23 protein-coding genes and 2 pseudogenes are annotated in these 26,406 nt (G+C 64.4%); 12 read left to right on the forward strand and 13 right to left on the reverse strand.

What is annotated here, in order from left to right; genetic code table 11:
- The 8 genes and pseudogenes from U5809_RS02915 to U5809_RS02950 form a co-directional block, all read left to right on the forward strand.
- Positions 1-299 (forward strand): annotated as a pseudogene (locus U5809_RS02915) (hypothetical protein); the annotation flags it as partial.
- A gap of 17 nt (positions 300-316) precedes the next feature.
- Complete coding sequence (locus U5809_RS02920) at positions 317-2,989, forward strand: peptidoglycan DD-metalloendopeptidase family protein (protein ID WP_322085450.1); 2,673 nt, start codon at positions 317-319, stop codon at positions 2,987-2,989.
- Between the two features lie 53 nt (positions 2,990-3,042).
- Positions 3,043-3,735 carry a hypothetical protein gene (locus U5809_RS02925; RefSeq protein WP_322085451.1) on the forward strand — a complete coding sequence of 231 codons (693 nt, stop codon included), beginning with the start codon at positions 3,043-3,045 and terminating at the stop codon, positions 3,733-3,735.
- A 404-nt stretch (positions 3,736-4,139) separates the two neighbouring features.
- Complete coding sequence (locus tag U5809_RS02930) at positions 4,140-4,811, forward strand: hypothetical protein (RefSeq protein WP_322085452.1); 672 nt, start codon at positions 4,140-4,142, stop codon at positions 4,809-4,811.
- A gap of 39 nt (positions 4,812-4,850) precedes the next feature.
- On the forward strand, positions 4,851-5,399 hold the full coding sequence (locus U5809_RS02935) for a hypothetical protein (RefSeq protein WP_322085453.1): 549 nt from the start codon (positions 4,851-4,853) through the stop codon (positions 5,397-5,399).
- Positions 5,399-6,376: a hypothetical protein gene (locus U5809_RS02940; RefSeq protein ID WP_322085454.1), complete on the forward strand. Its 978-nt coding sequence runs from the start codon at positions 5,399-5,401 to the stop codon at positions 6,374-6,376. Before U5809_RS02935 ends, U5809_RS02940 begins: the two co-directional genes overlap by 1 nt.
- 54 nt (positions 6,377-6,430) lie before the next feature.
- Positions 6,431-6,589, forward strand: a complete 159-nt coding sequence (locus U5809_RS02945) for a hypothetical protein (protein ID WP_322085455.1) — start codon at positions 6,431-6,433, stop codon at positions 6,587-6,589.
- Between the two features lie 261 nt (positions 6,590-6,850).
- Positions 6,851-6,955, forward strand: a pseudogene (locus U5809_RS02950) (transcriptional regulator); the annotation flags it as partial.
- Here U5809_RS02950 and U5809_RS02955 read toward each other — a convergent pair.
- The 5 genes from U5809_RS02955 to U5809_RS02975 all read right to left on the reverse strand — a co-directional run bounded on the left by U5809_RS02955 (position 6,910) and on the right by U5809_RS02975 (position 12,192).
- Positions 6,910-7,821: an alpha/beta fold hydrolase gene (locus U5809_RS02955; RefSeq protein ID WP_322085456.1), complete on the reverse strand. Its 912-nt coding sequence runs from the start codon at positions 7,819-7,821 to the stop codon at positions 6,910-6,912. The pseudogene U5809_RS02950 and the gene U5809_RS02955 sit on opposite strands and share 46 nt — an antisense overlap.
- Before the next feature lie 4 nt (positions 7,822-7,825).
- Positions 7,826-8,731, reverse strand: coding sequence for a metal-dependent hydrolase (locus U5809_RS02960; protein WP_322085457.1), 906 nt, complete (start codon positions 8,729-8,731; stop codon positions 7,826-7,828).
- Entirely contained in the window at positions 8,728-9,663 is a 936-nt protein-coding gene (locus tag U5809_RS02965; RefSeq protein WP_322085458.1) for an SDR family NAD(P)-dependent oxidoreductase, read from the reverse strand. The genes U5809_RS02960 and U5809_RS02965 overlap by 4 nt, the downstream gene beginning before the upstream one ends.
- A gap of 21 nt (positions 9,664-9,684) precedes the next feature.
- Positions 9,685-11,274, reverse strand: a complete 1,590-nt coding sequence (locus tag U5809_RS02970; RefSeq protein ID WP_322085459.1) for an NAD(P)/FAD-dependent oxidoreductase — start codon at positions 11,272-11,274, stop codon at positions 9,685-9,687.
- A gap of 246 nt (positions 11,275-11,520) precedes the next feature.
- Positions 11,521-12,192: a lysoplasmalogenase gene (locus U5809_RS02975; protein ID WP_322085460.1), complete on the reverse strand. Its 672-nt coding sequence runs from the start codon at positions 12,190-12,192 to the stop codon at positions 11,521-11,523.
- Positions 12,193-12,604: 412 nt separating this feature from the next.
- On the opposite strand from U5809_RS02975, the gene speB reads away from it, so the two are divergent.
- Positions 12,605-13,573, forward strand: coding sequence for an agmatinase (speB, locus tag U5809_RS02980; RefSeq protein ID WP_322085461.1), 969 nt, complete (start codon positions 12,605-12,607; stop codon positions 13,571-13,573).
- 263 nt (positions 13,574-13,836) lie between these two features.
- Here speB and U5809_RS02985 read toward each other — a convergent pair whose 3' ends face one another.
- Complete coding sequence (locus tag U5809_RS02985; RefSeq protein ID WP_322085462.1) at positions 13,837-14,439, reverse strand: NADPH-dependent F420 reductase; 603 nt, start codon at positions 14,437-14,439, stop codon at positions 13,837-13,839.
- A gap of 180 nt (positions 14,440-14,619) precedes the next feature.
- Between U5809_RS02985 and U5809_RS02990 the strand changes: the two genes are divergently transcribed.
- On the forward strand, positions 14,620-15,549 hold the full coding sequence (locus U5809_RS02990) for a LysR family transcriptional regulator (RefSeq protein WP_322085463.1): 930 nt from the start codon (positions 14,620-14,622) through the stop codon (positions 15,547-15,549).
- 177 nt (positions 15,550-15,726) lie between these two features.
- Here U5809_RS02990 and U5809_RS02995 read toward each other — a convergent pair whose 3' ends face one another.
- The 4 genes from U5809_RS02995 to U5809_RS03010 form a co-directional block, all read right to left on the reverse strand.
- The gene (locus U5809_RS02995) at positions 15,727-16,707 is read right to left on the reverse strand and encodes a sulfonate ABC transporter substrate-binding protein (protein WP_282509166.1); all 981 of its coding nucleotides are present in this window, start codon (positions 16,705-16,707) and stop codon (positions 15,727-15,729) included.
- Positions 16,708-16,830: 123 nt separating this feature from the next.
- Positions 16,831-17,679, reverse strand: a complete 849-nt coding sequence (locus U5809_RS03000; protein ID WP_322085464.1) for a MerR family transcriptional regulator — start codon at positions 17,677-17,679, stop codon at positions 16,831-16,833.
- Between the two features lie 9 nt (positions 17,680-17,688).
- The gene (locus tag U5809_RS03005) at positions 17,689-18,249 is read right to left on the reverse strand and encodes an N-acetyltransferase family protein (RefSeq protein ID WP_322085465.1); all 561 of its coding nucleotides are present in this window, start codon (positions 18,247-18,249) and stop codon (positions 17,689-17,691) included.
- A gap of 80 nt (positions 18,250-18,329) precedes the next feature.
- Positions 18,330-19,202, reverse strand: a complete 873-nt coding sequence (locus tag U5809_RS03010) for a LysR family transcriptional regulator (RefSeq protein ID WP_322085466.1) — start codon at positions 19,200-19,202, stop codon at positions 18,330-18,332.
- Positions 19,203-19,333: 131 nt separating this feature from the next.
- Between U5809_RS03010 and U5809_RS03015 the strand changes: the two genes are divergently transcribed.
- On the forward strand, positions 19,334-20,332 hold the full coding sequence (locus tag U5809_RS03015; RefSeq protein WP_322085467.1) for a quinone oxidoreductase: 999 nt from the start codon (positions 19,334-19,336) through the stop codon (positions 20,330-20,332).
- 59 nt (positions 20,333-20,391) lie between these two features.
- On the opposite strand, the gene U5809_RS03020 is transcribed toward U5809_RS03015, so the two are convergent.
- Entirely contained in the window at positions 20,392-21,906 is a 1,515-nt protein-coding gene (locus tag U5809_RS03020; RefSeq protein ID WP_322085468.1) for an MDR family MFS transporter, read from the reverse strand.
- A gap of 231 nt (positions 21,907-22,137) precedes the next feature.
- Here U5809_RS03020 and U5809_RS03025 point away from each other — a divergent pair, with 231 nt between their 5' ends.
- The gene (locus tag U5809_RS03025) at positions 22,138-23,697 is read left to right on the forward strand and encodes a methyl-accepting chemotaxis protein (protein ID WP_322085469.1); all 1,560 of its coding nucleotides are present in this window, start codon (positions 22,138-22,140) and stop codon (positions 23,695-23,697) included.
- A gap of 56 nt (positions 23,698-23,753) precedes the next feature.
- Here U5809_RS03025 and U5809_RS03030 read toward each other — a convergent pair whose 3' ends face one another.
- Both U5809_RS03030 and U5809_RS03035 read right to left on the reverse strand, forming a co-directional pair.
- Complete coding sequence (locus U5809_RS03030) at positions 23,754-25,421, reverse strand: ATP-binding domain-containing protein (RefSeq protein ID WP_322085470.1); 1,668 nt, start codon at positions 25,419-25,421, stop codon at positions 23,754-23,756.
- A gap of 123 nt (positions 25,422-25,544) precedes the next feature.
- Positions 25,545-26,399, reverse strand: a complete 855-nt coding sequence (locus U5809_RS03035) for a helix-turn-helix domain-containing protein (protein WP_175840076.1) — start codon at positions 26,397-26,399, stop codon at positions 25,545-25,547.
- Positions 26,400-26,406: the final 7 nt, after the last annotated feature.

Consider the following 26,406-nt stretch of genomic DNA (forward strand, 5'->3'; position numbering starts at 1 on the left):
TAGATATCGGCGGGCATCTAACGCAGCGCGTGCAGGGGCGTGTCGAACTGGAGGCGGGGCAGGGCATTCGATATTGCACCAAGGTCGTCGAGTTGCAAGCCGGCGACGTAATCCGCCTGCGTGGCCCCGGCGGCACGATCACGCTTGACGACGGCGGTATCACGCTCGACGCCGTGGTGATTCGGTTCAAGGGCCCGCTGACAGGCGACAGCGTCGGTCGTGGCAACCGCTTAGGCATCGACGGCAACCCGCTGACTGGCGTACCCACCGATCCGACTGACTTGCCGCTCTCCGAGTAACCGCCAGGAACCTACCTATGCTCATCAGCTTTCCTTTCTTGCGCGCGCCAAAACCGCACACTGACGAGTCCCTGGACGAGGGTACCTTTGGCCTGGGGGAAAAGAGCGGAAAAGGCGCATTTCCCGTCAGTCATCAGTTCGGCTGGCACGGTGGCGTGCATCTGGTGGCGCCGGGCGGCGACGCGAATCCAGAGCCGGTGCGTGCCATCGCCGACGGCGAAATTGTGTTCGCACGCCCCAGCGCACCCAAGCCTAAGACCACGCCCACCGGCGAAGAACGCGACACCAACCCGCTGTACTACTACGCCGGCTGGACCAGCAACGGTGTTGTCATCCTCAAGCACCGGACCGAAATCGGCGAGGGTGTCGAGGTCGTCTTCTACTCGATCTACCAACACCTGAGCACAGTGGCGAAGGCGGACTGGAAGAGCGGCGACAAGGTGTATCGCAAGGATCCTATCGGCAAGGCGGGCGATATCTATGGCAAGCCCAACCGTATCCACTTCGAAATCGTCGCAGACAAAGCGAACGTGGAGCGGTTGATGGGGCGTAGCGAAGGCAAACTGGAGGTCACCGAAGGGCGGCGCAGCTGTGTCTGGGGCGACATGCACATCGTGGTTCCCGCTGGCGCGCCCCTGTCCGCGGTCAATCCTCGTACGGAAACCCGGAAATATGTGGTGCGGGCCTTCAACTCCACCGTGGGCGCGGCCAACGATACGCTCGAAAGCGTCGCGCGGCGCTTCCGCACAACGCCGGCGCGCATTCTCGCGCTCAACGGCAAGACCGAGGCGCAAGCTGGCGATTGGTGGCCGAGGGTCACCGGCGCTTACCAAGCGGCCATGGCACCGGCCCCCCACTCAGGCAAGAAGCCGCTTGCCCTGCCGACGAATGCGCAGCGCACCATTCGCGTACCCGCGGTCTATGGGGCGGCGGCCGCGACGCCACCCGATGATCTGACCGCCGAGGTGTGGGCGCAGTGGACCGCGCAGCCGATCGGCCGAACAAAGGAAGTGCTGATCGTCACCCTGAGCGAGGCGCGCGGCGATATTACCGTGACCACGCGTGACATCGGCGGCGCGCGCAAGGGGAGTGAATCTGAGGCCAAAGGGGGCTACAACCTTTACAAGACTGCAGTGGACACGTACCCGGGATGCCCCAGCGCCGGCTACGAGATGCTGCGCTTCGGACGCATCCTTGGGCCCGACGCGCCTGCTGCCTCGGACCTGCACGAAGGTCGCTTGCCACATTTTCGCAAGATCGCCATCGACGCGAACACGACCGCCTTCGTCGACCTCAATCGCGCGGGTGTCACGGTGTACAGCGACGCCGACTTTCCTCATTGGCAAGGCTGGACCTTTATCGATGACGATACCGACGGCAACAGCCGCTGCGACTCGATGCAATTGCTCGATCTGATCGAGCCCCGCCTCCCAACGCAGCATCCCGTTTCGGACTTGCCCGGCTCCGGCGAAGTGGCGCAAGGCGCTGGCACGGTCATCGACGCCGCTACCCAGCATCGTGGTCGACTGATTCGCGCCTACGCTAAAGCGCAGATGGGCGAAATACGCGAGCGCTTGAGCTACTGCGTGGTCAAGATGCCCAGCGAATGGGCACGTGACGATTTCGACAAGCGCTGGGACTGGCTGAAAGGTGTCGAAGGACAAAGCCCGGACGCCAATATCCTGTTCCCGATTTGTCTAGGCGATGCGGCCTATGAAAAGCTCAAACGCCATCATCAAGCCCTGTCGTTTTGGGAGGACGCGGTGGCGAATGGGCTGACGCTCGAGAAGGAGCATTATCATTTTCATCCGATGAGGGTTATCGACGCATTGAAGCGTTGCAGTTGGCGCAGTACACGTGAGTTGGCACAAACTTTACCTCGGCGCTCTTCTCTGAATGCAGGGGGCGCGATCCCATGGTCCGTTGCTTGGGGGCGCTGGACGCGTGGTAATCGCGGAGATGGTTTTATGCCACAAAACATGCACATTGCTATAAATCGCATGTGGTTGAAATATGGGTTTATTACGCCACTGAGGCAAGCTCATTTTTTGGCGCAAATATACAAGGAAAGCGGTGCTTTTAAATCGACCGCGGAGAAAGGCGATGAGCGCTACTTTCGGACCATGTACGAAGATTTAACACCAATAGAGGCTGGTGAGGATTACGACAATAAGCGTGCTTGGTTGCAGGCTATGGGATTTCTGAGGGGCAGGGATCGTCCAACTTATATCTTGCAGCGACCAGGGGAAATTCGCGAAAAAGCTCAAAGTTTGGGGAATGTCCACCTTGGTGATGGCCCGCGTTTTCGGGGACGTGGGCTGATTCATCTTACTGGTCGGAATGGCTATAAAACCTATAGCGAGTTCCGTAATGTCGATTTCATGACAGATCCCAGCCCATCTCGGTTGTCAATAGATCCGTCTATCGCGGCAGACTCGGCCGGATATTTTTGGACAAGCAAGGTGATGGTGTCGCCAAATGCAGGTGCTTTCCGTAGTGGGATGAACATCCATCGTCGAGCCGATCTAGGTGCGGCCGACATCAATGTGTCAGCAATTACAACTCCGGTGAACGGCGGAAGTACAGGATTGTTGGAGCGGCAGGAGTTTTTTAAATACATACACTTCATTTTTGATGATAGGGAGAGTATGCCGTCGAATTCGGTGTTAAAAAGGCAGGTTGAAGACTGAGTTGTGCGTTGCTTATTAATGGGTTTCGTGGGGGGGTAATGTGCAAAAATGAATTGGATTTGATTGATCTGGGGCGACGTTTTTCGCGTTTCTCGATAATCATTTTTATGTTCCTTTTTTGGTTTTCTGTCTCGGAAGGCAGTGAGTCGACACAGCATTATGGTTTTTATCAGAACTGTGGTCTGTCACTTAGCCTTCCGGCGATCCTTGCACCCGTTGCTGATTCTGAGGCCAGTCCTTGTGCGAACTCGTATCGAGAGCAAAGTGGAGCAACAATGCTGATCGGGTCTTTAGTCGGTGGTCGAAAAAATCCAGGTCTACTCGAAAAGCTACCGGCATTACACATCTACAGGCGTGATCTCGATCATGTTCTGACTTCATTGAATGGAAGTGGCTTGCGTAGAATTGCAAATGGATCCGTCATCTCAACAAGCGAATTGGAGAGAGTGGAGTGTGGATTATCTGGGGTGACGCATATATCTGAAGTTGTGGGGGCGAATTGGAGTGGCTGGATCGCGGAGGATTTTTACAAAAATGGCCGAGACATCGCATCGAGTCGGGACCACTGCGAGCGATTTGAAAATCGACACCGATGTATCAGATTGATAATTGGAAACGCGAAAGAAACAGTGACAATGAGCCGATATTGTCTGGTGCGTCGAGGTGGAAACTTCGACTTGGATGAAGGGTTGAGCGACGAAATTTTTATGGAAATCCTCAAGTCTATAAAACTGCATGAAGAATGAGGCAAGCGAACGGGGCGGTTCGCTGCTGCCGTGATGGCTTCTAAAAAGTGGCGCAAGGAGTCGACTGGAGCAGGCTATTACTGGGCTATGAATAGGGCCAACTATGAGGCGGACAAGGCATCACCAAATACACGTCATTCCTTTAATCTGCACTCTACCAGCCAGCTGCTGCGTAACCGGCCGTTTGCATTCTACGCGAGCGCATCTTTCCGACGGGTGAGTTGTCTGATAAACCTCCCTGGCCACATCAACCGCGAAGATCCGAAGCTTAATGGTTTAGTGGATCGATATCATGCATATGCATACGCACAAGTGCTATTGCTTGACCAGCCTGCTTTCCCGGATAGCGGTGGTGCACAACAGTTCTTGCCAGAGGACTATCAGGTGAAGGGGGAGGCTCCTCGATGAAGATGGTGATCATCGTCAGACTGCTTTTGGCGGGATTGCTCACCAGTATCGTTACGCCCGATGTTATAGCGGGTGATGAGAGCAAGGACGCGCAAAGCGCCGCCGACTACATTGACGTTGGATTGCCGAAAGGCATGCGGCGCTATGTCATCCCAATGGAAGGCTGTGCTATCGAATTCATTGCTCAAGACGGTGGATATGCACAAGCTTATATGGGAGGCGGAGGGCCCTATGGGTATTTCTCTCACAACTCTTATGTGTTTAATTCAGAAAAAAAGGGGGCGCTGGTATTGGGCTTGAGTTGTCATAGAGGCAATGCGAAGGAGATTTGCTTTAGGCTGCTTCCTTCTGAGGAGGCTGAAAACAGGTGGTACTACAACATACGTCGTCTGGAAAATGTACATCCCATTTACTCCGGTGTCACTCAAATATCGTCGTTCGCGTTAAATAGCTCCCGGCCCGGTCAGGTGCGAAAGCTTGATTTTTGCTTGGGCGATAATTCGCGTGCTCTAATTACGGAAGGGGGTGGAGTCGAGATTGGCCACGACTCGCGCGATGTTTCCAAAACGCCTGGAAAAGAGCTGCGGCCTGCTGCTGAATTGGCCCTCCCGGACGTTCTGAACCTTATTCGTTCGATTCGCTTTATGTCCGCAGATGGTGGTGGGTAGCGAGGCTCAGAATGACGGAGTCGGGTTGCACTGCAAACAATGGGAAAGACTGTCGCATTCAACGCCGTGGAACGGGCCGCCCTTTGGCTAGTCGATGCACCAGTGGCTCTGGTCGTTACAGCGCTGCAACTTGCCTATTCATGGAACCAGATGCGCGCCGACAAGGCTAAGGTTGCCGACTGGATTAAGCAAAGTTGCCTAGGCCTCGCACCGAAGCATAGCAGTGAGGAGGAACAACAGAAGTACTACGAGTTGTTCCTGAAGCCTCAGATCGACACTAGCTTAAAGTTGGGCAACATTGCGCTCGAATCGGTCTTTCCTGGCAGCCGGCGGGAGCCCCGGGCGCAACGCGATGTGGTGATCCTGCTGCCCGGCTGGCAGCCACAGATCAGTGCCTATCAGGTGACCCAGAAGGTGGTCTTGGGCCTGATGACCGAGAGCGCTTTCGATGATCCCGAGAGAATCGAGGTCAAGGGTCGCAACGGCTACCTTCGCCTGGAAGCCCATAATCTGTTTGGCAATACAGCGGTGCGCTATTGGCCCAACGGCTTCACCCAGCCAGATCTCATGCTGGAGATGACGAACTGATGTCCGACCCGAATTCCACGCTTACCTTCGAGCAAATGATGGCTAATCTCAAACGCCATCCGAAATGGCAGCAACTTCCCGATATTCGAGTCGCCATGTGGCCCAACCAAGTGAGCTTTGCCGACGACCTATCCGACAGGGACCAGTTCAACGAGCGATATATCGAGAGCCGTCTGATCGTCGGCAAGGCCGCCTTCGTCCTTTACCTGTTTTCGGGCGGCTTCCTAATGAGTCTGTTCGTGACAATATGGGGTGGGTACTATGAAATCCTCCGTATGTGGAGAGGGCATCAGGGCGGATTTGTGTTCAGCTGGGAATTTTTCATCTTCATGCTCTTTACCGGAATAGTCGGAACCTTATTGCTAAGGCTAAAGGGAGGGATTGTGCGATTCAATCGTCAAGCCCAACTGGTGCATATCTATGACGGACCCAACAAGGCCACGACGCTGTCGTGGCGCGAGGTTTACCCATTTACCCAGTTCAGCACTTATGGCGATGGAAAATTTGCTCTCAAGCTGATATTTCGTACCGGTCCAACTGATGTGTCTGTGGCTCATGGTGCTTTAGACATCAGTGATGAACAGTCGCTGGTTGATAACCTGTCTCGCGTGGAGTTCCTCCGTCGCTACATGGCCGAAGGGTTGCCCGCCGTGCAACCCGATCCGCAGCGCACCCTCTACAAGCCCAGTGGCTTCTCCAAGCCCGTTACCCTGCGCTACGGCCTGTTTGATTTCCTGTTCGACAAGCTGGTCATCACCCCAGGCTACTACCTAGCCGGCGGCCCTTTGATCGACCGCTATCTGATCCGCCGCGCCGCACGAGCCCAATGGCCGGCGGATGTCGAGCGCCTATGCGCACCGGGAGCGGACCTGAGCGGGTACGACACGACCCCCGTGAAGGCCCGCGAGGACGTCTTTTACCGCTTCAACGGCCAAGGCTTTGATCTGGTCAACCGCCAAGGCGACGTGGTGGGCTGAGATGTGTGCCCGGGATAGTTTCCCCTGCGAAAAAATGATGTTCGAAAAAACAAGATGGCCTTGAGTTTCGAAGAGGGCGTCGCGCGGTGGCTGAAGCGCACGGGCCACGCGCCGAATTTGGCGATGTGGAAAGGGGATGCCAAATTCGAGATTGACATCAGCGATCGTGAACTTTTCAATGAGCAGCTTATCGAGACTCACTTTTGGGGATGAGAAATCGACGGATCGAGCGTGCCTCATCCAGCCGGGATCCTGAAAGATTGCGCGTTTGGCAACTTGCAGTCTCTCAGGATCGGTCCGGATGAACCATCGATACAACCCGGTGAAGCTTCACAACTAGCACAGACGCGCTGATCGATTCTTAAGTACGCCGGCGGACAGGCTCTTGGCTTGCCATCGGTCTACCTGGTCGGCAACATTCTTGCCCTTGAGGGAGGTGGCCGTCATGCGTCGACATCCAGCTTCGCCAAGTTTGGCATCTTCCGACATTTCACCGCCGAGATGGACATCGACGACGACGGGCTCGTCGTCGATTACGAGACGCTGTTCAGACGCCTGCCGGCGCCGACGGGGCGCTGAACCGCCGCGGTCGTGATGGCCGGCCGCTCCTGCGCGGACGCGAAGCGATCAATCCGCGATGCAATCATGTCCGGGTGGCGCAGCACGACCCAGTGGCTGCCATCGATTTCCTCGCGCACATGGTCGCCGAGCCAACGGTCGAGGTCGACCGACATCTCGGGTGTGACATAACGGTCGCGCACCGGCACGAGGATCTGCACCGGCGCCTGCGCGTACCGCTCGCGCGGCTTGCGCGCCCGTGCGAGGAAGTTCGCGCGGTACAACTGCAGCCCGTTCAGCGCGTTCTTCAATTGCACGGGGTCGCGCTCGGCGCGCACGCGTTCGGTGATCTGCAGCCAGCGTGGCCACAGCGCCGCACCGCCGAGCCGCCACACCAGCGACGGCACGACCGGCAGATGGAAGAACGCGATGTACCACGACTTCAGGCTCTGCTTGAGCCGCATCTTCGCGCGGAACACATGATCGAGGCACGGGCCCGAGATCGATGTGTACGACGCGATCCGGCCGCGGAACGCGGGATCGGTCACGGCTTCCCAGCACTGGATCGAGCCCCAGTCGTGGCCGACGAGATGGAACGGCTGGCCGCCGCAGGTCGCGTCGGCCACCGCCTTCAGGTCGGCGGCGAGCCGCTCGAGCGTGTAGTCGGCACGGCGGCGCGGCGCATCGGACGCGCCGGCGCCGCGCACGTCGTATGCGATCACGCGGTAGCGCTTCGCGAGCCGAGCGCGGATCGGCGCCCACACGGCCGCCGAGTCGGGGTAGCCGTGCACGAGGATAAGCGGCGGCGCGCGACGCGACCCGCTTACGTAGACGGCGAGTTTCACGTCGCCGGACTGGACGGTCAGCATCTCGTGGGCGCGCGCCATGGCGTCATGCCTGCGGGACCGGGTGCAGCGGCACGCGACGCGGGGCGGCTTGCGCCGCGTAGCGTGCGTTGGTCGCGTCGATGTTCTCGAGCAGCGTGTCGAGCCCCTGCAGGTACTGGTGGTTGTCGTGGTCCCACGGGTGGAAGCCCGGGCGGAAGTAGTCGAGCCATTCGCGCGCGATGCTCGGGAACACGCCGTGCTTCGGGCCGTACAGATATTTCACGAGGCGCCACATGCCGCCGAACTTGCCGTGTTCGCGACGGTGCGCGCGCATCAGGCGCAGGTGGAAGTCGAACACGATCGTCCAGAAGAATACGGTGGTCGTCAGCATCGTGCCCGTGCGCAGCAGGTAGCTGCCGAGGCCCGGCTTCATCACGGTGGTCCACACGTCGTAGGACACCGCCTTGTGCTCGGTTTCCTCCATCGCGTGCCACATCCACATCTGCTGGTAGCCTTCGACCGAGCCGTCGATCCGGTGCTCGTGGCCCGACAGCAACTGGTTCGCGAGAATCGCCGTGTAGTGCTCGAGCGCGATCGTGATCGCGAGCTGCATCGAATGCGGGAGCGCCTTCTTGAACCAGCCGAGGATCGTCCACAGACGCTTGTCGAGCTTGTGTGCGGGCAGACCCGACGACTGCAGCAGATCGTTGTATTCGATGTGCTCGCGCGTGTGCATCGCTTCCTGGCCAATGAAGCCGAGTACCTGTTTCTTCAGCTCGGGATCCTCGATCCGGTCGCGGTAGTTGCGCACCGAATCCATGAAGAAGCGTTCGCCGGCCGGGAACAGCAGCGACAGCGCATTCATGAAGTGCGTGACCGGCACGCCCTGCACGTGCCAGTCGCGCGCGCGTTCGGGGGGCAGCGCGAAACGGATGTCGCGCCGCACGGGCATCATGTTCGGGGTCGTCATGATTGTTCTCCTCCCTGATTGCCTGCATTGTTGTAGGTGGCGTGCAGCGGTGCGGGCGCCGGCGTGCCGCGGGCGGCGTCGCGGCGCGCGCGGGCGGCCTCGCGGCGCGTCGCGAGCACGACGAGCGCCTGGTACGCGGACGGCAGCACGCGCGCCATCCAGTCGCCGGCCTTCGCGTCGCGGCCGATCAGCACGCGGCGCTTGTTCTTGCGCACGCCCGAGAGGATCGTGCGCGCGGCATCGTCGGCGGTCGTGATGAGGAACTTCTCGAACGTGTCGCGGCCTTGCTGCTCGCTCGCGACCATGAAGCCGACCATGTTCTTCGACACGCGGCTCGCCTGCGCGATGTTCGTGCGGATACCGCCCGGATGCACGCAGGTCGCCGAAACGCCGCACGTCATCATGTCGAGTTCCTGGCGCAGCGATTCGGTGAAGCCGCGCACCGCGAACTTGGTCGCGTTGTAGCCGCTCATGCCCGGTTGCGCGAAGATCCCGAACAGGCTCGACGTGTTGATCACGTGGCCGTCGCCCGATGCCTTCAGGTGCGGCAGGAACGCCTTCGTGCCGTGCACGACGCCCCAGAAGTTGATGTTCACGATCCACTCGAGATCGCTGTATTCCATTCCTTCGATCGTGCTCGACAGCGCGACGCCCGCGTTGTTGAAGATCAGGTTGACCTTGCCGTGTTCCTTCGCGGTGTCGTCGGCCCACGCGAACATCGCGTCGCGCTCGCCGACGTCCAGCACGCGCGTCGATACGCGCACATTCGGCGCGATCGCGCGGACGATCCGCTCGGTTTCGGCGAGGCCGACGCCGTTCTTGTCGGCGAGCGACACGTGGCAGCCGGCCTGTGCGAGCTGGATCGCGAGCGAGCGGCCCATGCCCGAGCCGGCACCCGTGATCGCGGCGACCTTGTTGGCGAAATCTCTCATGTCGATGGCTCCTTGTCTGGCTCAGGCCGCTTCGGCGGACGTGGAAGTCGAAGCGGAAGCGGCGGGCGCGGCGGCGGGCCGCGCGGTCGTGTCGTGTTGCGGCGCGCGATACGCGTGGTAGTCGGCGATCGAGAAGTGCGCGGTCGCCTGGCGGAAGCGCCACGTGAAGCCCGGCCACAGCGTCGTGTTCTTGCCCGTGCGCGGATCGAGGTACCAGCTCTTGCAGCCGCCCGTCGACCAGATCGCCTTCTTGAGCCGGCCCTGCAGGTCGCTGTTGAACTGCGCCTCGACGAGCGGGCGCACCTCGATCGCGTCCGCCCGTTCACGGTGCATCGCCTGCAGCGCGCCGAGGATGTATTCGATCTGCGACTCGATCATGAACACCATCGAGTTGTGGCCGAGGCCCGTGTTCGGGCCGACGATCATGAAGAAGTTAGGGTAGCCGGGCAGCGTCGAGCCGAGATACGCGTGCGCGCCGTCGCGCCATGCGTCGACGATGTCGAGCCCGCCGCGGCCGATGATCGCGCCGCGCGGATACGGATCGGCCACCTGGAAGCCGGTGCCGTAGATCAGGCAATCGACTTCATGACGGCGGCCGTCGGTCGTCACGACCGCATCGGCCTCGATATGGTCGATACCGGTCGTGATCACGTCGACGTTCTTGCGCGACAGCGCCGGGTAGTAGTCGTTCGAAATCAGCACGCGCTTGCAACCGAGCGTGTAGTTCGGCGTGACGGTCTTGCGCAACTCCGGATCGGGAATCTGCTTGCGGATGTGGCGCAGCGCGAGTTTCTGCACATTCTTCATCAGCGACGGATGGATCGCGAAGCCGAGCACGCGCGATTCGAGCATCCAATAGATGCTGCTGCGCACGGCCTTCTGCGTGAACGGCAGCGTGCGGAACAGCCATTTCTCGAGCCCGGTCAGGTTGCGGTCGGGCTTCGGCATGATCCACGGCGGCGTGCGCTGGAACAGCGCGAGTTCCTTCACGCGCGGTGCGATCTGCGGCACGAACTGGATCGCGCTCGCGCCGGTGCCGATCACCGCGACGCGCTTGCCTTCGAGCGAATAGTCGTGATCCCACTGTTGCGAGTGGAACGCGCGGCCCTTGAAGTTCTCGACGCCGGGAATCGACGGCAGCGCGGCGCGCGACAGGCCGCCCATCCCCGACACCAGCACGCGCGCGGACAGCCGCTTGCCGTTCGCGAACGTGATGCGCCAGCGCTGCGCGGCTTCGTCATACTCGGCGCGCTGCAGTTCGTGGTTCAGGCGCAGGTGCGGGCCGACGCCGAAGCGCTGCACGCAGTCTTCCAGGTACGCGCGAATTTCCGGCTGCGGCGCGAACATGCGCGTCCAGCGCGGGTTCGGCGCGAACGAGAACGAATAGACGTGTGATTGCACGTCGCATGCACACCCGGGGTAATGATTGTCGCGCCACGTGCCGCCGACCGACGCGGCCTTCTCGAGGACGACGAAGTCGGTCACGCCTGTTTGCCGCAGGCGGATCGCCATCCCGAGACCGGCGAAGCCGGTGCCGATGATGGCGATGTCGGTGGTTTCGTCCTGGCCGTCGTGGCCGGGTGGACCGAAAGGCAACGTGCGAGCATTCATCCGGGTGTCTCCGATTTGGCTCATTTTCGAATGTTACATTGTTTGATGTAACGATAGTGGGTGAGCCCGGAAACCGCAAGAGGCTAGAAGCGGCGCTCTAAGGGCCGGAAGCCAGACGGGAAAAGGCTGAGCGGGGTTTGGAACGGTCTGCTTTCCGCGATGCGGGATGGGCGGGAAGGGCCGTCGGTAGGACGAGACAGGCGGTGGACGAGACCGCCGGCGCGCGGCGGTCTGTTTGAAACAGTATCAGGGACGGATCGATCGGGCGGCCGTCTCATGGAAAACCCCGGCCACGATCGTGACCTGCGCGAGCGCGTAGAGGCCCCAGATCAGGTAGTCGATGCCCGGAAAACCGCCGAGGAAACGGCCGACGCCGATCAGCGTGTCGGAGCCGACGAAGATCAGGCTGCCGATCGCGACCAGCGCGCCGTGCGTGCGGGCGGCGAGTGCGAAGCTCGCCATCACGCACAGTACGAGCATGTAGACGGCGACCGGCGCCAGCAATTCGCCGAGGTGCGGGAAGAACGCCACGTAGAACGACGGCGCGGCGATCCACAGCCCGATTAGCGCGACGATGCGCCAGCCATGCGGTCGCGCGCGCCAGCGGAAGAAGATCGCGCAGTAGCACACATGTGTGAGCAGGAACGCGCCGAGGCCGAGGACGAACGACAGCGGCCAGTCGGGCAGCGCGAGCAGCACGTCGCCGAGCACGGCGGTGACGAGCGCCGCGCACAGCCACGCGCGCTCGCGTGCCGCACCGCAGGTGCTGCCGGCCGCGAGCAGCAGGATGCCCATCGCGGCTTTCGCGACGGCCTGGCCCGGATAGGGCGCGGCGGCGAGCGACAGCCCGTAAAGCAGCGCGGCGGCGATGGCGAGCGGCCAGAGCCGGCGGTAGGTGGCGGGAAGCGTGGCGATCAAGGCGGGTGTCTCCGGTTTGTTGTTGTCTGCGGCGGACGGCGCGCCGTCGAGGGCGCGGCTGCCGGCCATTATCCGGAAGAACGGGCGTGCAAAAACCGGTGAATCCTTCTAGGACGCGGTCGGGATGGCGTGCGCAGGCGCGTGCCTGCCGTCGCGTCGGTCCGGCGATGCCGCACTCCGATGCGCGGGCGTGGCCGCCGGATTTCTTCAACGCGTTGCCCCCGCTCAACCGGGGCAACGACTTCAATTCGGCTTGCTATGATCGCCGCGGTATTGCCGTTGTCGTTGTCCTGCCCGGCCGCGCGACTGGATGCGCAAGCCGGTGCGTGCCCGATGAATCCATGCCGTGCCCGGCCCGCGCGCCCATAGAATGCGGGGCGGCGCCGGTTCCCCACGAAAACAGGTCCGACCCATGACCGAACTTCTCCACGGTGACGGTGCGATCCGCCGCACGACGCCGTACGGCGCCTCGATCGAAAACACCTATGCGGGCGTGCTGTCATTCATGCGCCGCAACTATTCGCGCGTGCTCGACGGCGTCGACGTCGCGATTTCCGGCGTGCCGCTCGACCTTGCAACGACCTATCGTTCCGGCGCGCGGCTCGGCCCGGCCGCGATTCGTGCGGCGAGTGTGCAGCTCGCGGAGCTTCATCCGTATCCGTGGGGCTTCAACCCGTTCGACGATCTCGCGGCCGTCGACTACGGCGACTGCTGGTTCGACGCGCACAACCCGCTGTCGATCAAGCCCGCGATCATCGAGCATGCGCGCACGATCCTGCGTTCGGGCGCGAAGATGCTGACGTTCGGCGGCGACCACTACATCACGTATCCGCTGCTGGTCGCGCATGCGGAGCGCTACGGCAAGCCGCTGTCGCTGATTCATTTCGACGCGCACTGCGATACGTGGGCCGACGACGAGCCGGACAGCCTCAATCACGGGACGATGTTCTACAAGGCCGTGAAGGAAGGTCTGATCGATCCGGCGACGTCGGTGCAGGTTGGCATCCGCACGTGGAACGACGACTTTCTCGGGATCGAGCGACTCGATGCCGCGTGGGTGCATGACCATGGTTCGCGCGCGGCGGTCGAGCGGATCGTCGAGATCGTCGGTGCGCGGCCCGCGTACCTGACGTTCGACATCGACTGCCTCGATCCGGCGTTCGCGCCCGGCACGGGTACGCCGGTCGCGGGTGGGTTGTCGTCGGCGCAGGCGCTGGCGATCGTGCGCGGGCTCGGAGCGGTGAACCTGGTCGGCGCGGATGTGGTCGAGGTTGCACCGGCTTACGATCACGCGGATATCACCGCGATCGCCGCCGCGCATGTTGCGTGCGATTTGCTGTGCCTGTGGCGGCAGAAGAAGGTGGCGGAAGCGCTGAAGTAAACGGGAGTGCGTGGTCCGGCAATGCAAAAGGCCAGCGGGTAATTTGCCCGCGGTCTTTTGCCCGCTGACCATGGATTTTCATGCGTTTTGCGTGGCCTGCCGCGGTGCCGGTAAAAGCGTGGCTCGCGGAATGCCGTGATTGGTGTTCTCCGAGCTGTAGCAGTCTTGCGCGAACTCGGAATAGGGGCGTTTGCGAACCCGGGCGGCCGCCCGCATGAGGCACCCGGGACCGTGCGCAAAAGGCGCGGCACCCCCCTCGGCGGCTAGCCGAATTTGACGAGATTCAGCACCGGCAACGGGCCGCCCGGGATTTGTACGAGCCGCCCCCCGCTTTCGAGCAAACCCAGGTCGATGCCGAAGAAGCCGAGCCGCCCGATCAGTCCACTCACAACCGATTTCGCCTGCACGTCGTCTCCCGCGAAGAACAACACACGGTGCCCGCCCTCGGCCAGTGGATCGTCGGAAAGGAGGTGCGCCGGCAGATGATTGAACGCCTTCACCACGCGTGCGCCCGGCACGAGATCCGCGAATACTGCGCTCGACGTGCGGCCATGCAATTCGGCGGGTTCGAAGGTTGGCGCCTCGATCGGGTTGTTCGCGTCGATCACGATGCGTCCACCGAAGTTCGGCAATCCGGACAGCGCGGACGGCAGCTTCGCCCAGTTCACGGCGACGAGAACGATGTCCTGCGCGGCCGCTTGTTCGCGCGTTCCCGGCGTGATTGACGGGCCGAGTTCGCGTGCGAGGCCCGCGAGCGAATCCGGGCCCCGGCTGTTCGCGATGATGGCTTCGATGCCTTTGCCGGCCAGCGCTTTCGCGAACGCGGACCCGATGGCGCCTGCTCCGATGATACCGATGGTGCTCATGTCGATGCTCCTGGTGAAGGGGATGAGTCAAGTGATAACGCCGATGCCTGTGTCGACAAGGGGACGAACAGGTGACGTTCACTCCCCAAGGTCAGGTGAGCGAATGTTGCCGCCTTTATTGCTTGACGATTAGCGGGTAATCGTTTGAATTATTTTCAAGCAATGCTTTAAGATTCACGCATGGAAACGCTCGCCAACCTCGAATCGTTTGTGCGCAGCGCCGAAACGGGCAGTTTCTCCGCGGCCGCGCGGCGCCTTGCGCTGACACCCGCCGCTGTCAGTCGCAATGTTGCACTGCTGGAGCGCAATCTTGGGGTGCGGCTGTTCCAGCGCTCGACGCGCAAGCTCACGCTGACCGAGGCAGGCGCGCGCTTTCTGGTGGAAATCGGCGGCAATCTGGACGCGCTGCAGGCGGCGATCGCGTCTGTGTCGACCGATCGCAGCGAGCCGGCTGGCGTGCTGAAAGTCAGCATGGCGCCGACGTTCGGCATGACCTACGTCATGCCGCTGCTGCCGGCGTTCCTCGCACGCTATCCGATGATTCGCCCCGACTGGCACTTCGAGAACCGACAGGTCGACCTGATTGCGGAGGGATACGATGCCGCGCTGGGTGGCGGATTCGATCTCGCGCCGGGCGTCGTGTCTCGCCCATTGGCGCCTGCGCATCTCGTGGCGGTTGCGTCGCCGGCCTACATGGCCGGCCGCACGCCGCCCACCGATCCCGGCGATCTGGCAGCACTCGGCGGCATCGTGATGCGCTCGAGCCGCACCGGCCGCGTGCGTCACCGGACGATGCGCGACTCGGCAGGCGTTGAAATGCCTGCGCTGCTCGGCGAGACCATCGTGGTCAACGACCCGGCCGCGATGCGCCAGGCGGCGATTCTCGGGCTGGGCGTCACGTTGCTGGCCGTGTCGGACGTGCTGTCCTCGATCGAACGGGGGGAACTCGTCCGTCTGCTGCCGCGCTGGTACGTGGATGCCGGGGCGATTTCGATCTATTACGCGACGCGAGCGCTGCTGCCGGCGAAAACACGCGTGTTCGTCGACTTCGTTGTCGAAGCGTTCGGCCGGGAGCGGTTGGCCGAAAGGTTTGCGGGAGGCGTCGCATGACTCGAATCCCTACAAGTCGATGCGCTTCGGCTGTCGCAGCGTCATGGCAGGGATGGGCGGGAACGGCTGCTCGTGGCCGAGCGGCGACGGTTGGGCCCGCGCTTCACGCAAACCAAAAAGGCCGACGGGCAGGGTGCCGGTCGGCCTTTTGGGAATGAGTGCGCGCTGCGCCGCCCGTTACTTCGCCGCGAGCGCGCTCGCCACGCCTTTATCGATCCACGCATTCTCCGCAACATTCAGCTTCTGCGGAATCAGCTTCGCCGCATGGAACGCATCGGCAACCCCTTGCTGCGCGGCGACGATCCGCGCGTCGAGCGGTACCGCACCGAACGGCACGCGCTTGATCCACGTCTCGACGAGCGCTTGCGGCAGGCCGACCTTCGGTGCGAGCAGCGCGGCGGTGTCGGCCGGATGCCCGTTGACCCACAGGCCCGTCTCGCGTGCCTGCTTCAGGATCGCACCGACCACGTCGGGATGCTGCTGCGCGAAGTCGCGTGTCGCTTCGTAGAAGTTGTTGGTCGCCGCGAGCCCCGTGTAGTCGGACAGCGTGCGCACCTTCAGCGCGCTCTGCGCGGCCGCGTAGTACGGATCCCACACAGCCCACGCATCTACATTGCCGCTTTCGAATGCGGCGCGCGCGTCGGCGGGCGGCAGGTACACAGGGCGGATCTCGTCATAGCGCACGCCGGCCTGCTTCAGCGCTTCGAGTAACAGGTAGTTCGCGCTCGAGCCTTTCTGCAGCGCGACCTTCTTGCCGCGCAGGCCGGCGACCGAACGGATCGGCGAATCGGCTTTCACGAATACGGCTTCGTTGTGCGGCGCCGGCGGCTCCGCGCCGACGTAGACGAACTGCACGCCGGCCGCCTGCGCGAACACGGGCGGCGGCGCGCCCGTGTAGCCGAAGTCGATGCTGTTCGCGTTCAGCGCTTCGAGCAGTTGCGGGCCGGCCGGGAATTCGAACCATTGAACGCCATAGCCGAGCGGCTTGAGCCGCGCTTCGAGCGCGCCCTGCGCCTTGACGACCGACAGCAGGCCGGCCTTCTGATAGCCGATGCGCACGACCTTGTCGGCGCTGCCTTGCGCGAAGGCCGACGCGGCGGCGAACGTGACGAGCGTGACGGCAGCGGTGCGGGTGATCCAGCGGGTGAAACGAATCATCGAACGAACTCCATGCGAGATATCTTCCGGGAGCGGTGGGTGCCGCTCGGTTGGAAGAATCGTCGCATGGGCGATCGCGTCCGCAAACGAAGCATTGCCGATATGAATATGACGGCGGCGGCCCTATGCTTTGTCGCCGGCGCCTGACGGATCGGACGTATCCGGCGCGCCGGACTGGCGCGCCGCTTCGTCGCTGAGCTTCTTGTCGAGGATCGTCGCGACGCGGCCGCCGAGATACGCGCTCGCCGCGGTTTCGAGCGCGCGGTTCGTCTCGCCTTCGACGAACACGGCCGCGAGCGGGCGCAGACGCCAGATCGCGTCGACCAGCTCGGGCACGTCGGTGGCGGGCGGCAGCGTGCCGGCGTCGTAGCGGTCGAGCCGCTTCACGACGAGATCGACGAGCAGCCGCGCGATCGCGTCGAAGTGCGGCCGCGCGAGGCTGATCACGTCGAGCAGTTCGCGCGGCGGGATGCCTTCCTTCGTCATCGCGGCCGCCGCCTCGAGCAGCGCGGGGCTCTTCGCGACGAACGACAGGCCGCGCCGTTCGAGCAGGCCGAGATCGGTGACGCGCGACAGCTGCGTGGTGGCCTGCGGGCCGAACATCTGCGCGAGCGCGGCGAGCGAATAGGTTTTCGGCAGTTCGTGCGACCAGCGGCCGCCGATCGCGTTTTCGAGGCCGAGGATCGAGCGCAGGTCGTGGCCTTCGTCGATTGCCTTGATCAGGTCCTGGATGTTCGACAGCGTGTAGCCGCGCGCGAGCAGGTGGTTGATCAGCTTCAGGCGCGCGACGTGCGTGTCGTCGTAGATGCCGACGCGGCCGCGTTTTTCCGGCGGCGCGAGCAAGCCGCGATCCTGGTACGCGCGGACGTTGCGCACGGTGGTATCGGACACGCGCGCGAGCTCGTCGACCGTGTACTCGTTGCCGGAATCCGGTGCAGCCTCGTCGGGCGTGGAATGAGTCTGTTTTGACATGCGGCCATTCTAGCGCGACGCGGCGGGCTCGGGCGAGGCGGGGAGCGCGTGTGCGCCGTCGCCGAGCGGCCGTTGCAGCAGCGCCGTGTCGATCCAGCGGCCGTGCTTGAAGCCGACCGCCTTCAGCACGCCGGCCGGTTCGAAGCCGAATGCGCGATGCAGCGCCGTCGAGCCGCCGGTGCCGCCATCGGCGATCACCGCGATCATCTGCCGCCACGGGCCGGCTTCGCAGCGCGCGATCAGTGCCGCGAGCAGTGCGCGGCCGATTCCGCGCCCGCGCTGCGCATCGTCGATGTAGATCGAATCCTCGATCGTGAAGCGGTATGCGCTGCGCGTGCGATAAGGCGTCGCGTAGGCGTAACCGGCCACGCGACCGTCGCAATCGGCGACGAGATACGGCAGCCCGTGGCCCAGTACCGCATCGCGGCGCGCGCGCAGTTCGGTGGCGTCGGGCGGCGTTTCCTCGAACGATGCGACGCTGTGGTGCACGTGGTGCGCATAGATCGCGTGGATCGCATCGAGGTCGGCGTCGGTCGCGTCGCGAACGACGCAGGCGGGAGCGGTGGACATGGCGGCGGGGCTGGCGAAATCAAATCGCTACTATGCCGGCCGCCGAAGCGCGTGGCAAAGCCGTTCGCCGTGTCGGCAGCTCACAGCCGGCCGTCCGCCGCATGAATCGCATCGGCGATCGCATCCGCGACACGCTGCACGCGCGGCGAGCGGCGCACGTCCGGGTGCACGACGAGCCAGATCTCGCGCTCGATGTCGCAACGTGGCGCGGCCGTCAGTTCGACGAGTGGCGCACCGGCTTGCGCGGCCGGATCGTCGACGAGAAAGCGCGGCAGCAGCGCGACGCCGGCGCCCGCCGCGCACGCGCGATGCTGCGCGGCGAGGTCGTTGGCGATGAATGCGAAACGGCGCCCGGCCGCGAAACGTTCGAGCCACTGCTGCTGCGGCGTTTGCGCGAGCGCGTCGTCGTAGCCGACGAACGACCAGGTGTCGGGCGGCGCGCTCGCCCATTCCGGCGACGCGCACAGCGCGAAGCGCATCGTGCCGAGCCGGCGCGCGGCGAGCCCCGGTTCGGTCGGCCGCGACAACCGCACCGCGAGATCGGCTTCGCGCGCGTACAGGTTCGCCGCATGCATCTCACCCATCAGGTCGATCCGCAGCGCCGGCCATGCCCGCTGCGCGCGGGCCAGGCGCGGCGCGAGGAAGTGGCTGGCGAATACCGGCGACGCCGATACGCGCACGACGCCGTCGAGCGCCGCCGCACCCTGGGCGGCGCGCGCGAACGCATGCGCGTCGGCTTCGAGGCGCGTGGCGTGCTCGGCAAGGTGCAGCCCTTCGTCGGTGGGCGGCCAGCCGCGCGGCAGCCGGTCGAACAGCCGGATGCCGAGCGCGGACTCCAGTGCGTCGATGCGGCGCGCAACGGTCGAATGCTGAACCTGCAGCGCCCGCGCGGCGGCCGACAGGCTGCCGCCGCGCATCACCGCGAGGAAGTAGCGGATGTCGTCCCAGCTCATCGGCGGCGCGGACGCGGGTGTGGGTGCTTGATCGGTCGAATTTTGCACAGTAGATGGGCGGTCAACGGGAATTCCGATCGATTATGCACGATGGGATGATCGTGTCACTTCATTCGATTGTGAGGAACGTCATGACCCAAACCATTACCGCTATCCGGATCGGGATCGACCGCTACGGCGACGCCGGCGTGCTGCGCCGTGTCGATGCACCCGTCGCGCCGCCCGCTGCCGGCGAGGTGCGGATTCGCCAGACCGCGATCGGCGTGAATTTCGTCGACATCTATTTCAGGACGGGCGCGCATGCGTTGCCGGCGCTGCCGGATGCGCTCGGTGTCGAGGCGGCCGGGGTGATCGACGCGGTCGGGCCGGGCGTGACGGATCTCGTCCCTGGCCAGCGTGTCGCGTATGCGGGTATGCCGACCGGCAGCTATGCGAGCCTGCGCACGATATCGGCTGAGCGCGTGGTGCCGATCCCCGACGGTTTGAGCGACGACGCAGCGGCCGCCGGGCTGCTGAAAGGGATCACGGTTTACATGTTGCTGCATCGCGTCCGGCAGGTCGGCGCGGGCGACACGGTGCTCGTGCATGCGGCGGCCGGCGGGGTAGGACTGCTGGCGACGCAATGGGCGCGCGCGCTCGGCGCACGGGTGATCGGCACGGTCGGATCGGCGTCGAAGGCCGCGCTCGTGCGAACGCATGGCGCCGAGGCGGTCGTCGATTATCGCGAGGAGGATTTTGTCGCGGCGGCACGCGCGTTCGGCGGCGGCGCCGGGGTCGATTACGCGATCGACGGGATCGGCGGCGACGTGCTGACGCGCACGCTCGGTGCGATCCGGCCGTTCGGGATGGTCGCGAGCATCGGGCAGGTGGCCGCGATCGGCGCGCGGCACACGGTCGATCTCGACGAACTGGGGCCGGCGCGGTCGATCGCGCTGGCGCGGCCGAGCGTGCTCGGTTTCATCGCACGTGACGTTGGTGGGTATCGGGAGGCTGCGCGCGCGACGCTCGAACGGCTGGCGGGCGGGATGCATGTGGAGATCGGCGCGCGATTGCCGCTCGAACAGGCGGCCGATGCGCACCGGCTGCTGGAGTCGCGTGCGACGACGGGTGGGGTCGTGCTGGTGCCTTGATGGCGGGGAGATGGGGATCGCGATGCAGCTCGACGCTTGCGTCGCGATCCACGGGAAACTCAGTTGTGCTTGCGCAGCGGCGCATCCTCGACGAACCACGCAAGCACGAACGCGATCGCGATGACCGTCGCGGCCGACAGATACACGACATGGAGCGAACCGGCGAACGCATGCAGGTACGTGTCGCGCACGGCATCCGGCAACTGGTGCACGGCGGCCGGGCCGAGCGCGGGCGGCAGCTCCGTGCCGGCCGGCAGCGCCTCCATTACCCGCGACTGCAGCCCGTGCGAGAACAGCGCGCCGAACGCCGCGACGCCGAGCGAGCCGCCGATCGAGCGGAACAGCGTCGCACCGGACGTCGCGACGCCCATGTGCCGGAATTCGACCGTGTTCTGCACGGCGAGCGTGAGCACGGGCATCACCATGCCGAGTCCGATCCCGAGCAGCGCCATGTATGCATACATCGTGTGCAGCGGCGTATCGAGCGTCAGCGTCGACAGCAGCGCCATCGCGATGCCGCCGGTCAGCGTGCCCAGGATCGGAAACAGCCGGTACGAGCCGAGCCGCGAGATCAGCCGGCCGCTGACGACCGACGTCACGAGCATCCCGCCCATCATCGGCAGCAACTGCATGCCGGCCTGCGACGGCGTCGAGCCCTTCACGACCTGCAGGTAGAGCGGAATGAACGTGACCGAACCGAACAGCGCGATGCCGACGACGAAGCCGATCAGGCTGACCAGCACGAAGGTGCGATGACGGAACAGTTCGAGCGGCATGATCGGCTCGGCCGCAAGACGCTCCTCATAAATGAAGCCGCCGATCGCGACGAGCCCGAGCACGAGCGTCATCCACAGTTGCGGCGACGTCCACGGCAGCAGCGAGCCGCCTTCGCTCGTGAACAGGATCACGCAGGTGAGGGCGGTCGCGAGGAACGTGGCGCCCATGTAGTCGATCCGGTGCTTCACATGCGCGGTGTGCGGCCGGAACGCGACGCCGATCACCGCGAGCGCGAGAAAGCCGAGCGGCAGGTTGATCGTGAAGATCCAGCGCCATGAAAGATGCTCGACCAGGAAGCCGCCGAGCAGCGGGCCAATGATCGTCGCGAGGCCGTACACGCCGCCGAACATCCCCTGGTAGCGCGCGCGGCGATCGGGCGGCACCAGATCGCCGATCGCGGCCATCGTGACGACCATCAGGCCGCCGCCGCCGAGCCCCTGCAGTGCACGCAGCACGATCAGCTGCGTCATGTCCTGCGCAACGCCGCACAACGCCGAACCCGCGAGGAACAGCACGATGGCGGCCTGCAGCACGATCTTGCGGCCGTACAGGTCGCCGAGCTTGCCGTACAGCGGCAGCACGACGGTGGACGACAGCAGGTACGCGGTGACGACCCATGACAGCTGGTCGAGTCCGCCGAGCTCGCCGACGATCGTCGGCAGCGCGGTCGACACGATCGTCTGGTCGAGTGCGGACAGCAGCATGACGAGCAGCAGCGCGGCGACGATCAGCCCGGTCGGCGCGTCGCGGCGGGCCGCTTCGGTGGCGGGCGGAGTGAGGAGGGTATCGGTAGTCATCGATATATCTGCCGTGGCAGGAAATTGATTCGAACTATAGCGATGGATAGTTGACCAGTCAATTTCTGCTCAGCCTCGATATGTTGCAACCGTAACAGGAGATTGCCGGCATGGAAAATTGACCGCGATCAGGCAAGAAACGGGGACGGACTCAAGTTTTCTGCAGGCAAACCGTAATCCAGAGTGCTGCGGACCGATTGCCGTGGCATTTTTCACCGCTTACGTGCCGTCATGAACCTGAACGCCTTGTTTTCCCGTTTCTCGATCCGTACGCGGATCTTTTCCACGCTCGGTCTCGTCGCCGTGCTGCTCGTCGTGTCGGGGCTGATTGGCCTGGCCGGCATGCAGAGCTCGAACCGCGCGCTCGACGAGGCTTATACGCAGCAACTGGCTGCGAAGACCGCGCTGTCCGCGGCGAGCCTGAACCTGACGATCGTGCGCACGACGCTCGATCGCGCACTGTTGCATCCGGAAGCGCCGGAAGTGCCGGATCTCGTCAAGAAGGCCGAGAACTATCTCGCGAAGGCCGACACGGCCTGGCGCAACTACGCGGCGATGCCGCACGACGGCGACGAAGGCCCGCTCGCGAGCCGCCTCGACGCCGCGCGCCAGGCGCTGATCGGGCAGGCGCTGAAGCCGATGATCGACGCGATCCGCGAAGGCCGGCGCGACGAGGCCGACCGACTGCTGATGACGGTCGCGCCGCCGCTGTCGGTCGCGCTCACGCAGGCGACCGATGCGCTCGACGCGTACCAGGTCGCGCGTGGCAAGGACGTGTACGACACCGCGCAGACCTATTACGGCTGGATGCGTATGGGCGCGATTGCGGGCATCGCATTCGGCCTGGCCGCATGCCTTGGCTGCGCGATCGGCCTGCATTTCGCGATCACGCAGCCGGTGAACCGGCTGCTGTCGCATTTCCGCCGCCTGTCGGACGGCGACCTGACGTCGGAAGTGCGCTGGTCGTCGCGCGACGAGATGGCCGAGCTGGTGAAGGGCGTGACGGGCATGCAGCGCAGCCTCGCGGATACGGTGCGCCAGGTCAGCCAGGGTTCCGAAGCGATCTCGACGGCGACGCACCAGATCGCGGCCGGCAACACCGACCTGTCGCAGCGCACCGAGGAGCAGGCATCGGCGCTGCAGGAGACGGCCGCGAGCATGGAGCAGCTGACGGCGACCGTGAAACAGAACGCCGACAACGCGCTCGAGGCGCAGGCCTGCGCGGACAGCGCGAGCGAGATCGCGACGCGTGGCGCGACGGTGGTCGGCGAGGTGATCGGCACGATGAACGAGATCGACCAGAGCTCGCAGAAGGTCGCCGACATCATCGGCACGATCGAGGGCATCGCGTTCCAGACCAACATTCTTGCGCTGAATGCGGCGGTCGAAGCCGCGCGTGCTGGCGAGCAGGGCCGCGGTTTTGCGGTGGTCGCCGGCGAGGTGCGTACGCTCGCGCAGCGCTCGGCGTCCGCGGCGAAGGAAATCCGCACGCTGATCGGCGAATCGGTCGAGCGTGTCGCGACCGGCTCCCGGCTCGTCGGCATGGCCGGCACGACGATGCAGGACATCCAGCAGGCGATCGGTCGCGTGACGGGCATCATGACCGAGATTGCGTCCGCATCGAGCGAGCAGCGCGACGGGATCGAGCAGGTGAACCGCGCGGTGTCGCAGATGGACCAGGTGTCGCAGCAGAACGCGGCGCTCGTCGAGCAGGCTGCGGCAGCGGCGGCGTCGCTCGAGGAGCAGGCGGACGGGCTGCGTCGTGCGGTGGGGGCGTTCCGGGTGGCTTGATCGACCGTGGGCGGCGACGGGACGGGCGCTTGCCCGCCGGTCGCCTGCCGATTGCGTCAGCCCGCCGCGAGTTGCGCGGCCGCGCGCGACGACGCGACGATCAGCAGTTTCATCGTCGCGCGCGTCGCACCGACGAACAGCTTGCGCGCGGCACGCGCGTCGAGCGTGTCGAAGTCGACCTCGGTAAGGATCACGCACGGCGCCGACTGGCCCTTGAAGCGGTAGATCGAATCGAGCAGCACGTCGCCTTCGCGGTATTCGGGGTTGCCGAACAGGTCGTACTTGCCGGTAAAGCTCTTGATCCGGTGCGGGCCGAGCTGGTCGAGCGGGGCGAGCACCGAGCCCTCGCGGCCGCGATACGACAGTACCGCGATGTCCTGCTTGCGGAAGCCGAGCGACAGCGCCTGCGTGACCGCGCGCTTGGTTGCGTCGATACAGGCTTCCGACAATGCGTCGGCCGACGCGCCTTCTTCCCCGTATGCCGACACCGACGGATCCGACCCGTCGAACGGGCTGCCCGAGCGCAGCTCGGCCGCGAGCGGCTCGACCCGGCCGACGACGTCGCGCACGAATTCGAGCAGGTCGCGCGGGCTGCGGTAGTTCGTCAGTGCCTTCAGCGTGACCCAGCCGGGCAGTGCGACCGGTTCGCGCATGTACAGGTTCTGCAGCGGATCTTCCAGCCACCACCATGCGCCGTCCGGCGCCAGCAAGCGCTCGAGCGCGTCCGCCCACGGCGCGTGGAAATCCTGCCCTTCGTCGACGACCAGCACGTCGAAGCGCCAGCGCTCGGGAATCGGCGCTTCCGCGAAACGCGCTTCGAGCCGCTCGAATTCGCCGGGCACCTGGAAGTCGGGCGTATAACCGCCGTCGCGTGCGACCCAGTCGCACAACTGGTGGTAGTTCGCGATTTTCGCGCCGGGCGGCGCGATGCGCGCAATGTAGTCGGCGAGCGGCCGGTTGAAGCATACGTACAACACACGCTTGCCGGCCGCAACGGCGTCGCGCATCGCCTGCACCGCGAGCTGCGTCTTGCCCGAGCCGGCCGTGCCGGTGACGCGCAGCCGGAACGGCGCGAATTCGAGCTGACGCGCCCACGCAGCCAGCCCGCCCGACAGCCGCGTGACAAGCGTGCCGGCCTGCCCGACGAGCGCGCTCGTGTCGGGCGTGAGCGCGAGCTCGTCCGCTAGGAAATGGTGGAGCTTCGACGCATTCGGCAGGTGTTCGTCGTCCTCGGGCAGGATCTGCAGGATCACTTGCGCGAGCTGCGCCTTGCGCGATGCATCGACGATGCGGTCGGCCGCGACACCCGCGATCGACGCGTCGCGGATCGAGTAGTCGGGGCAGTACAGCAACGCCTCGACGCCGTAGACGCCCGCGCCGAGCGCGGCCGTCAGGCGCCGGTGCAGCGTCTCCTGCGTGCGCGCGAGCTGGATCGGGACGTTGCGCTCTTTCTGCAGGTAGACCTTCACGAGCCCCTTCGGCGTTTCGCGCAGGAAGCCGGCTTTCTGCTCGATCAGCAGCACGCGGCCGGCCGGGCTCACGACGACGAACGCGGCTTCGCCGAATACCGAGAACGCCTGGTCGGCACGCGTCCAGTGGACGCCGTGATACACGGTGTAGCTGTCGGGCAGCGCGTGTTCGAGCGCGGCGAGCGTTTCGCGCTCGCGTTCGGCTGCGCCGGTCGCGGCGAGGCTTTTCCAGTCGTCGGGGATGAGGCGGGCCATGAAGTCGGGCGGCGGATGCCGGCGTGGGCGTGAACAGGTGCGGCTATTGTACTGAGGAACCTGTCCGTGCCCGCGGCGCCGCGCGTGCATTGGCCGCTCGAAGGGCGGCCGGCCCGGCGGACGTTATCCGCGTGCGAGCCGTTTCGCGAGATCGGCGCTGAGGATCGCCATGCGCGCGGGCTTTTCGTAGCAGACGACGTCGAACGCGCGGATCACTTCGCTGATGTCGGCTTCGCTCGCGCGGCCGGTGAGCAGATCGCCCGTCAGCACGAAAATCGGCGCGCCCGGATTGTCGGACGTGCGCACGGCCTTGATCGCGGTGGCGGCCGTGCTGTCGTCGAACAGCCACTCGGTCAGCACGGCGTCGAAGGCCTGGCCCTGCAGCGCATCGACGAACGGCGCGAGGCCGTCGAACGCGGCCGTCGCGAAACCCTGCCGTTCAAGGTAGCGGCACAGTTCGGTTGCGCTGACGCGATCGGGGTCGATCACCGCGACGACGAGTTTGTCGCTCTCCGCCCGGCGCGGATAGATTTCGATCTTGTGCACGTCGTACGCGTTTTGATACAGCACGCCGGTGTGGCGTAGCACGCGCCAGCGGCCGTTCTGTTCGTAGGCGACGAACTCGGGGCGTGCGCCGGCTTCGAGCGGCGCGCCGATCCATGCGGTGCACGGAATCTCGGCGACGCCCGCATAAAGTACGGCCTCCTGCGAATAGGCGCCGACCATGCCGGGGTCGAGCGTTTGCGCGCCGAACAGTTGCGCGGCGGGTTCACCGTACGCTTCGGCGACTTTTTTGATCTGCGCGAGCGTCCAGGGGCTGCTGCCGCGCAGTTTGCGGTGGCCTTGCGAGAAACTCAGGTCGAGGATGCGACACAGCTCGGTAGTCTGCTGGCGCTTGCCGATGCCGTTGCGGGTCATCAGCTCGCGCACGCGCTCGGCGACCGCGAGGGAATCCGTGGTGATTGCTTCAATGGTCATGCTACGG

Origin of the sequence: Burkholderia sp. BCC1999 (genome assembly GCF_905339975.1) — a bacterium.
Classification (GTDB): Bacteria; Pseudomonadota; Gammaproteobacteria; order Burkholderiales; family Burkholderiaceae; genus Burkholderia.

What these genes read in the sequence shown, in the direction of transcription:
- U5809_RS02970 (WP_322085459.1), bottom strand. Translation starts at nt 11,274, where the DNA reads ATGAATGCTCGCACGTTGCCTTTCGGTCCACCCGGCCACGACGGCCAG.
- U5809_RS03025 (WP_322085469.1), top strand. Translation starts at nt 22,138, where the DNA reads ATGAACCTGAACGCCTTGTTTTCCCGTTTCTCGATCCGTACGCGGATC.
- U5809_RS03030 (WP_322085470.1), bottom strand. Translation starts at nt 25,421, where the DNA reads ATGGCCCGCCTCATCCCCGACGACTGGAAAAGCCTCGCCGCGACCGGC.
- U5809_RS02990 (WP_322085463.1), top strand. Translation starts at nt 14,620, where the DNA reads ATGGAAACGCTCGCCAACCTCGAATCGTTTGTGCGCAGCGCCGAAACG.
- U5809_RS03010 (WP_322085466.1), bottom strand. Translation starts at nt 19,202, where the DNA reads ATGAGCTGGGACGACATCCGCTACTTCCTCGCGGTGATGCGCGGCGGC.
- U5809_RS03000 (WP_322085464.1), bottom strand. Translation starts at nt 17,679, where the DNA reads ATGTCAAAACAGACTCATTCCACGCCCGACGAGGCTGCACCGGATTCC.
- U5809_RS02955 (WP_322085456.1), bottom strand. Translation starts at nt 7,821, where the DNA reads ATGGCGCGCGCCCACGAGATGCTGACCGTCCAGTCCGGCGACGTGAAA.
- U5809_RS02995 (WP_282509166.1), bottom strand. Translation starts at nt 16,707, where the DNA reads ATGATTCGTTTCACCCGCTGGATCACCCGCACCGCTGCCGTCACGCTC.
- U5809_RS02960 (WP_322085457.1), bottom strand. Translation starts at nt 8,731, where the DNA reads ATGACGACCCCGAACATGATGCCCGTGCGGCGCGACATCCGTTTCGCG.
- U5809_RS02945 (WP_322085455.1), top strand. Translation starts at nt 6,431, where the DNA reads ATGGCCTTGAGTTTCGAAGAGGGCGTCGCGCGGTGGCTGAAGCGCACG.
- U5809_RS02935 (WP_322085453.1), top strand. Translation starts at nt 4,851, where the DNA reads ATGGGAAAGACTGTCGCATTCAACGCCGTGGAACGGGCCGCCCTTTGG.
- U5809_RS03035 (WP_175840076.1), bottom strand. Translation starts at nt 26,399, where the DNA reads ATGACCATTGAAGCAATCACCACGGATTCCCTCGCGGTCGCCGAGCGC.
- U5809_RS02965 (WP_322085458.1), bottom strand. Translation starts at nt 9,663, where the DNA reads ATGAGAGATTTCGCCAACAAGGTCGCCGCGATCACGGGTGCCGGCTCG.
- U5809_RS03015 (WP_322085467.1), top strand. Translation starts at nt 19,334, where the DNA reads ATGACCCAAACCATTACCGCTATCCGGATCGGGATCGACCGCTACGGC.
- U5809_RS02920 (WP_322085450.1), top strand. Translation starts at nt 317, where the DNA reads ATGCTCATCAGCTTTCCTTTCTTGCGCGCGCCAAAACCGCACACTGAC.
- U5809_RS02985 (WP_322085462.1), bottom strand. Translation starts at nt 14,439, where the DNA reads ATGAGCACCATCGGTATCATCGGAGCAGGCGCCATCGGGTCCGCGTTC.
- U5809_RS03020 (WP_322085468.1), bottom strand. Translation starts at nt 21,906, where the DNA reads ATGACTACCGATACCCTCCTCACTCCGCCCGCCACCGAAGCGGCCCGC.
- speB (WP_322085461.1), top strand. Translation starts at nt 12,605, where the DNA reads ATGACCGAACTTCTCCACGGTGACGGTGCGATCCGCCGCACGACGCCG.
- U5809_RS02940 (WP_322085454.1), top strand. Translation starts at nt 5,399, where the DNA reads ATGTCCGACCCGAATTCCACGCTTACCTTCGAGCAAATGATGGCTAAT.
- U5809_RS02930 (WP_322085452.1), top strand. Translation starts at nt 4,140, where the DNA reads ATGAAGATGGTGATCATCGTCAGACTGCTTTTGGCGGGATTGCTCACC.
- U5809_RS03005 (WP_322085465.1), bottom strand. Translation starts at nt 18,249, where the DNA reads ATGTCCACCGCTCCCGCCTGCGTCGTTCGCGACGCGACCGACGCCGAC.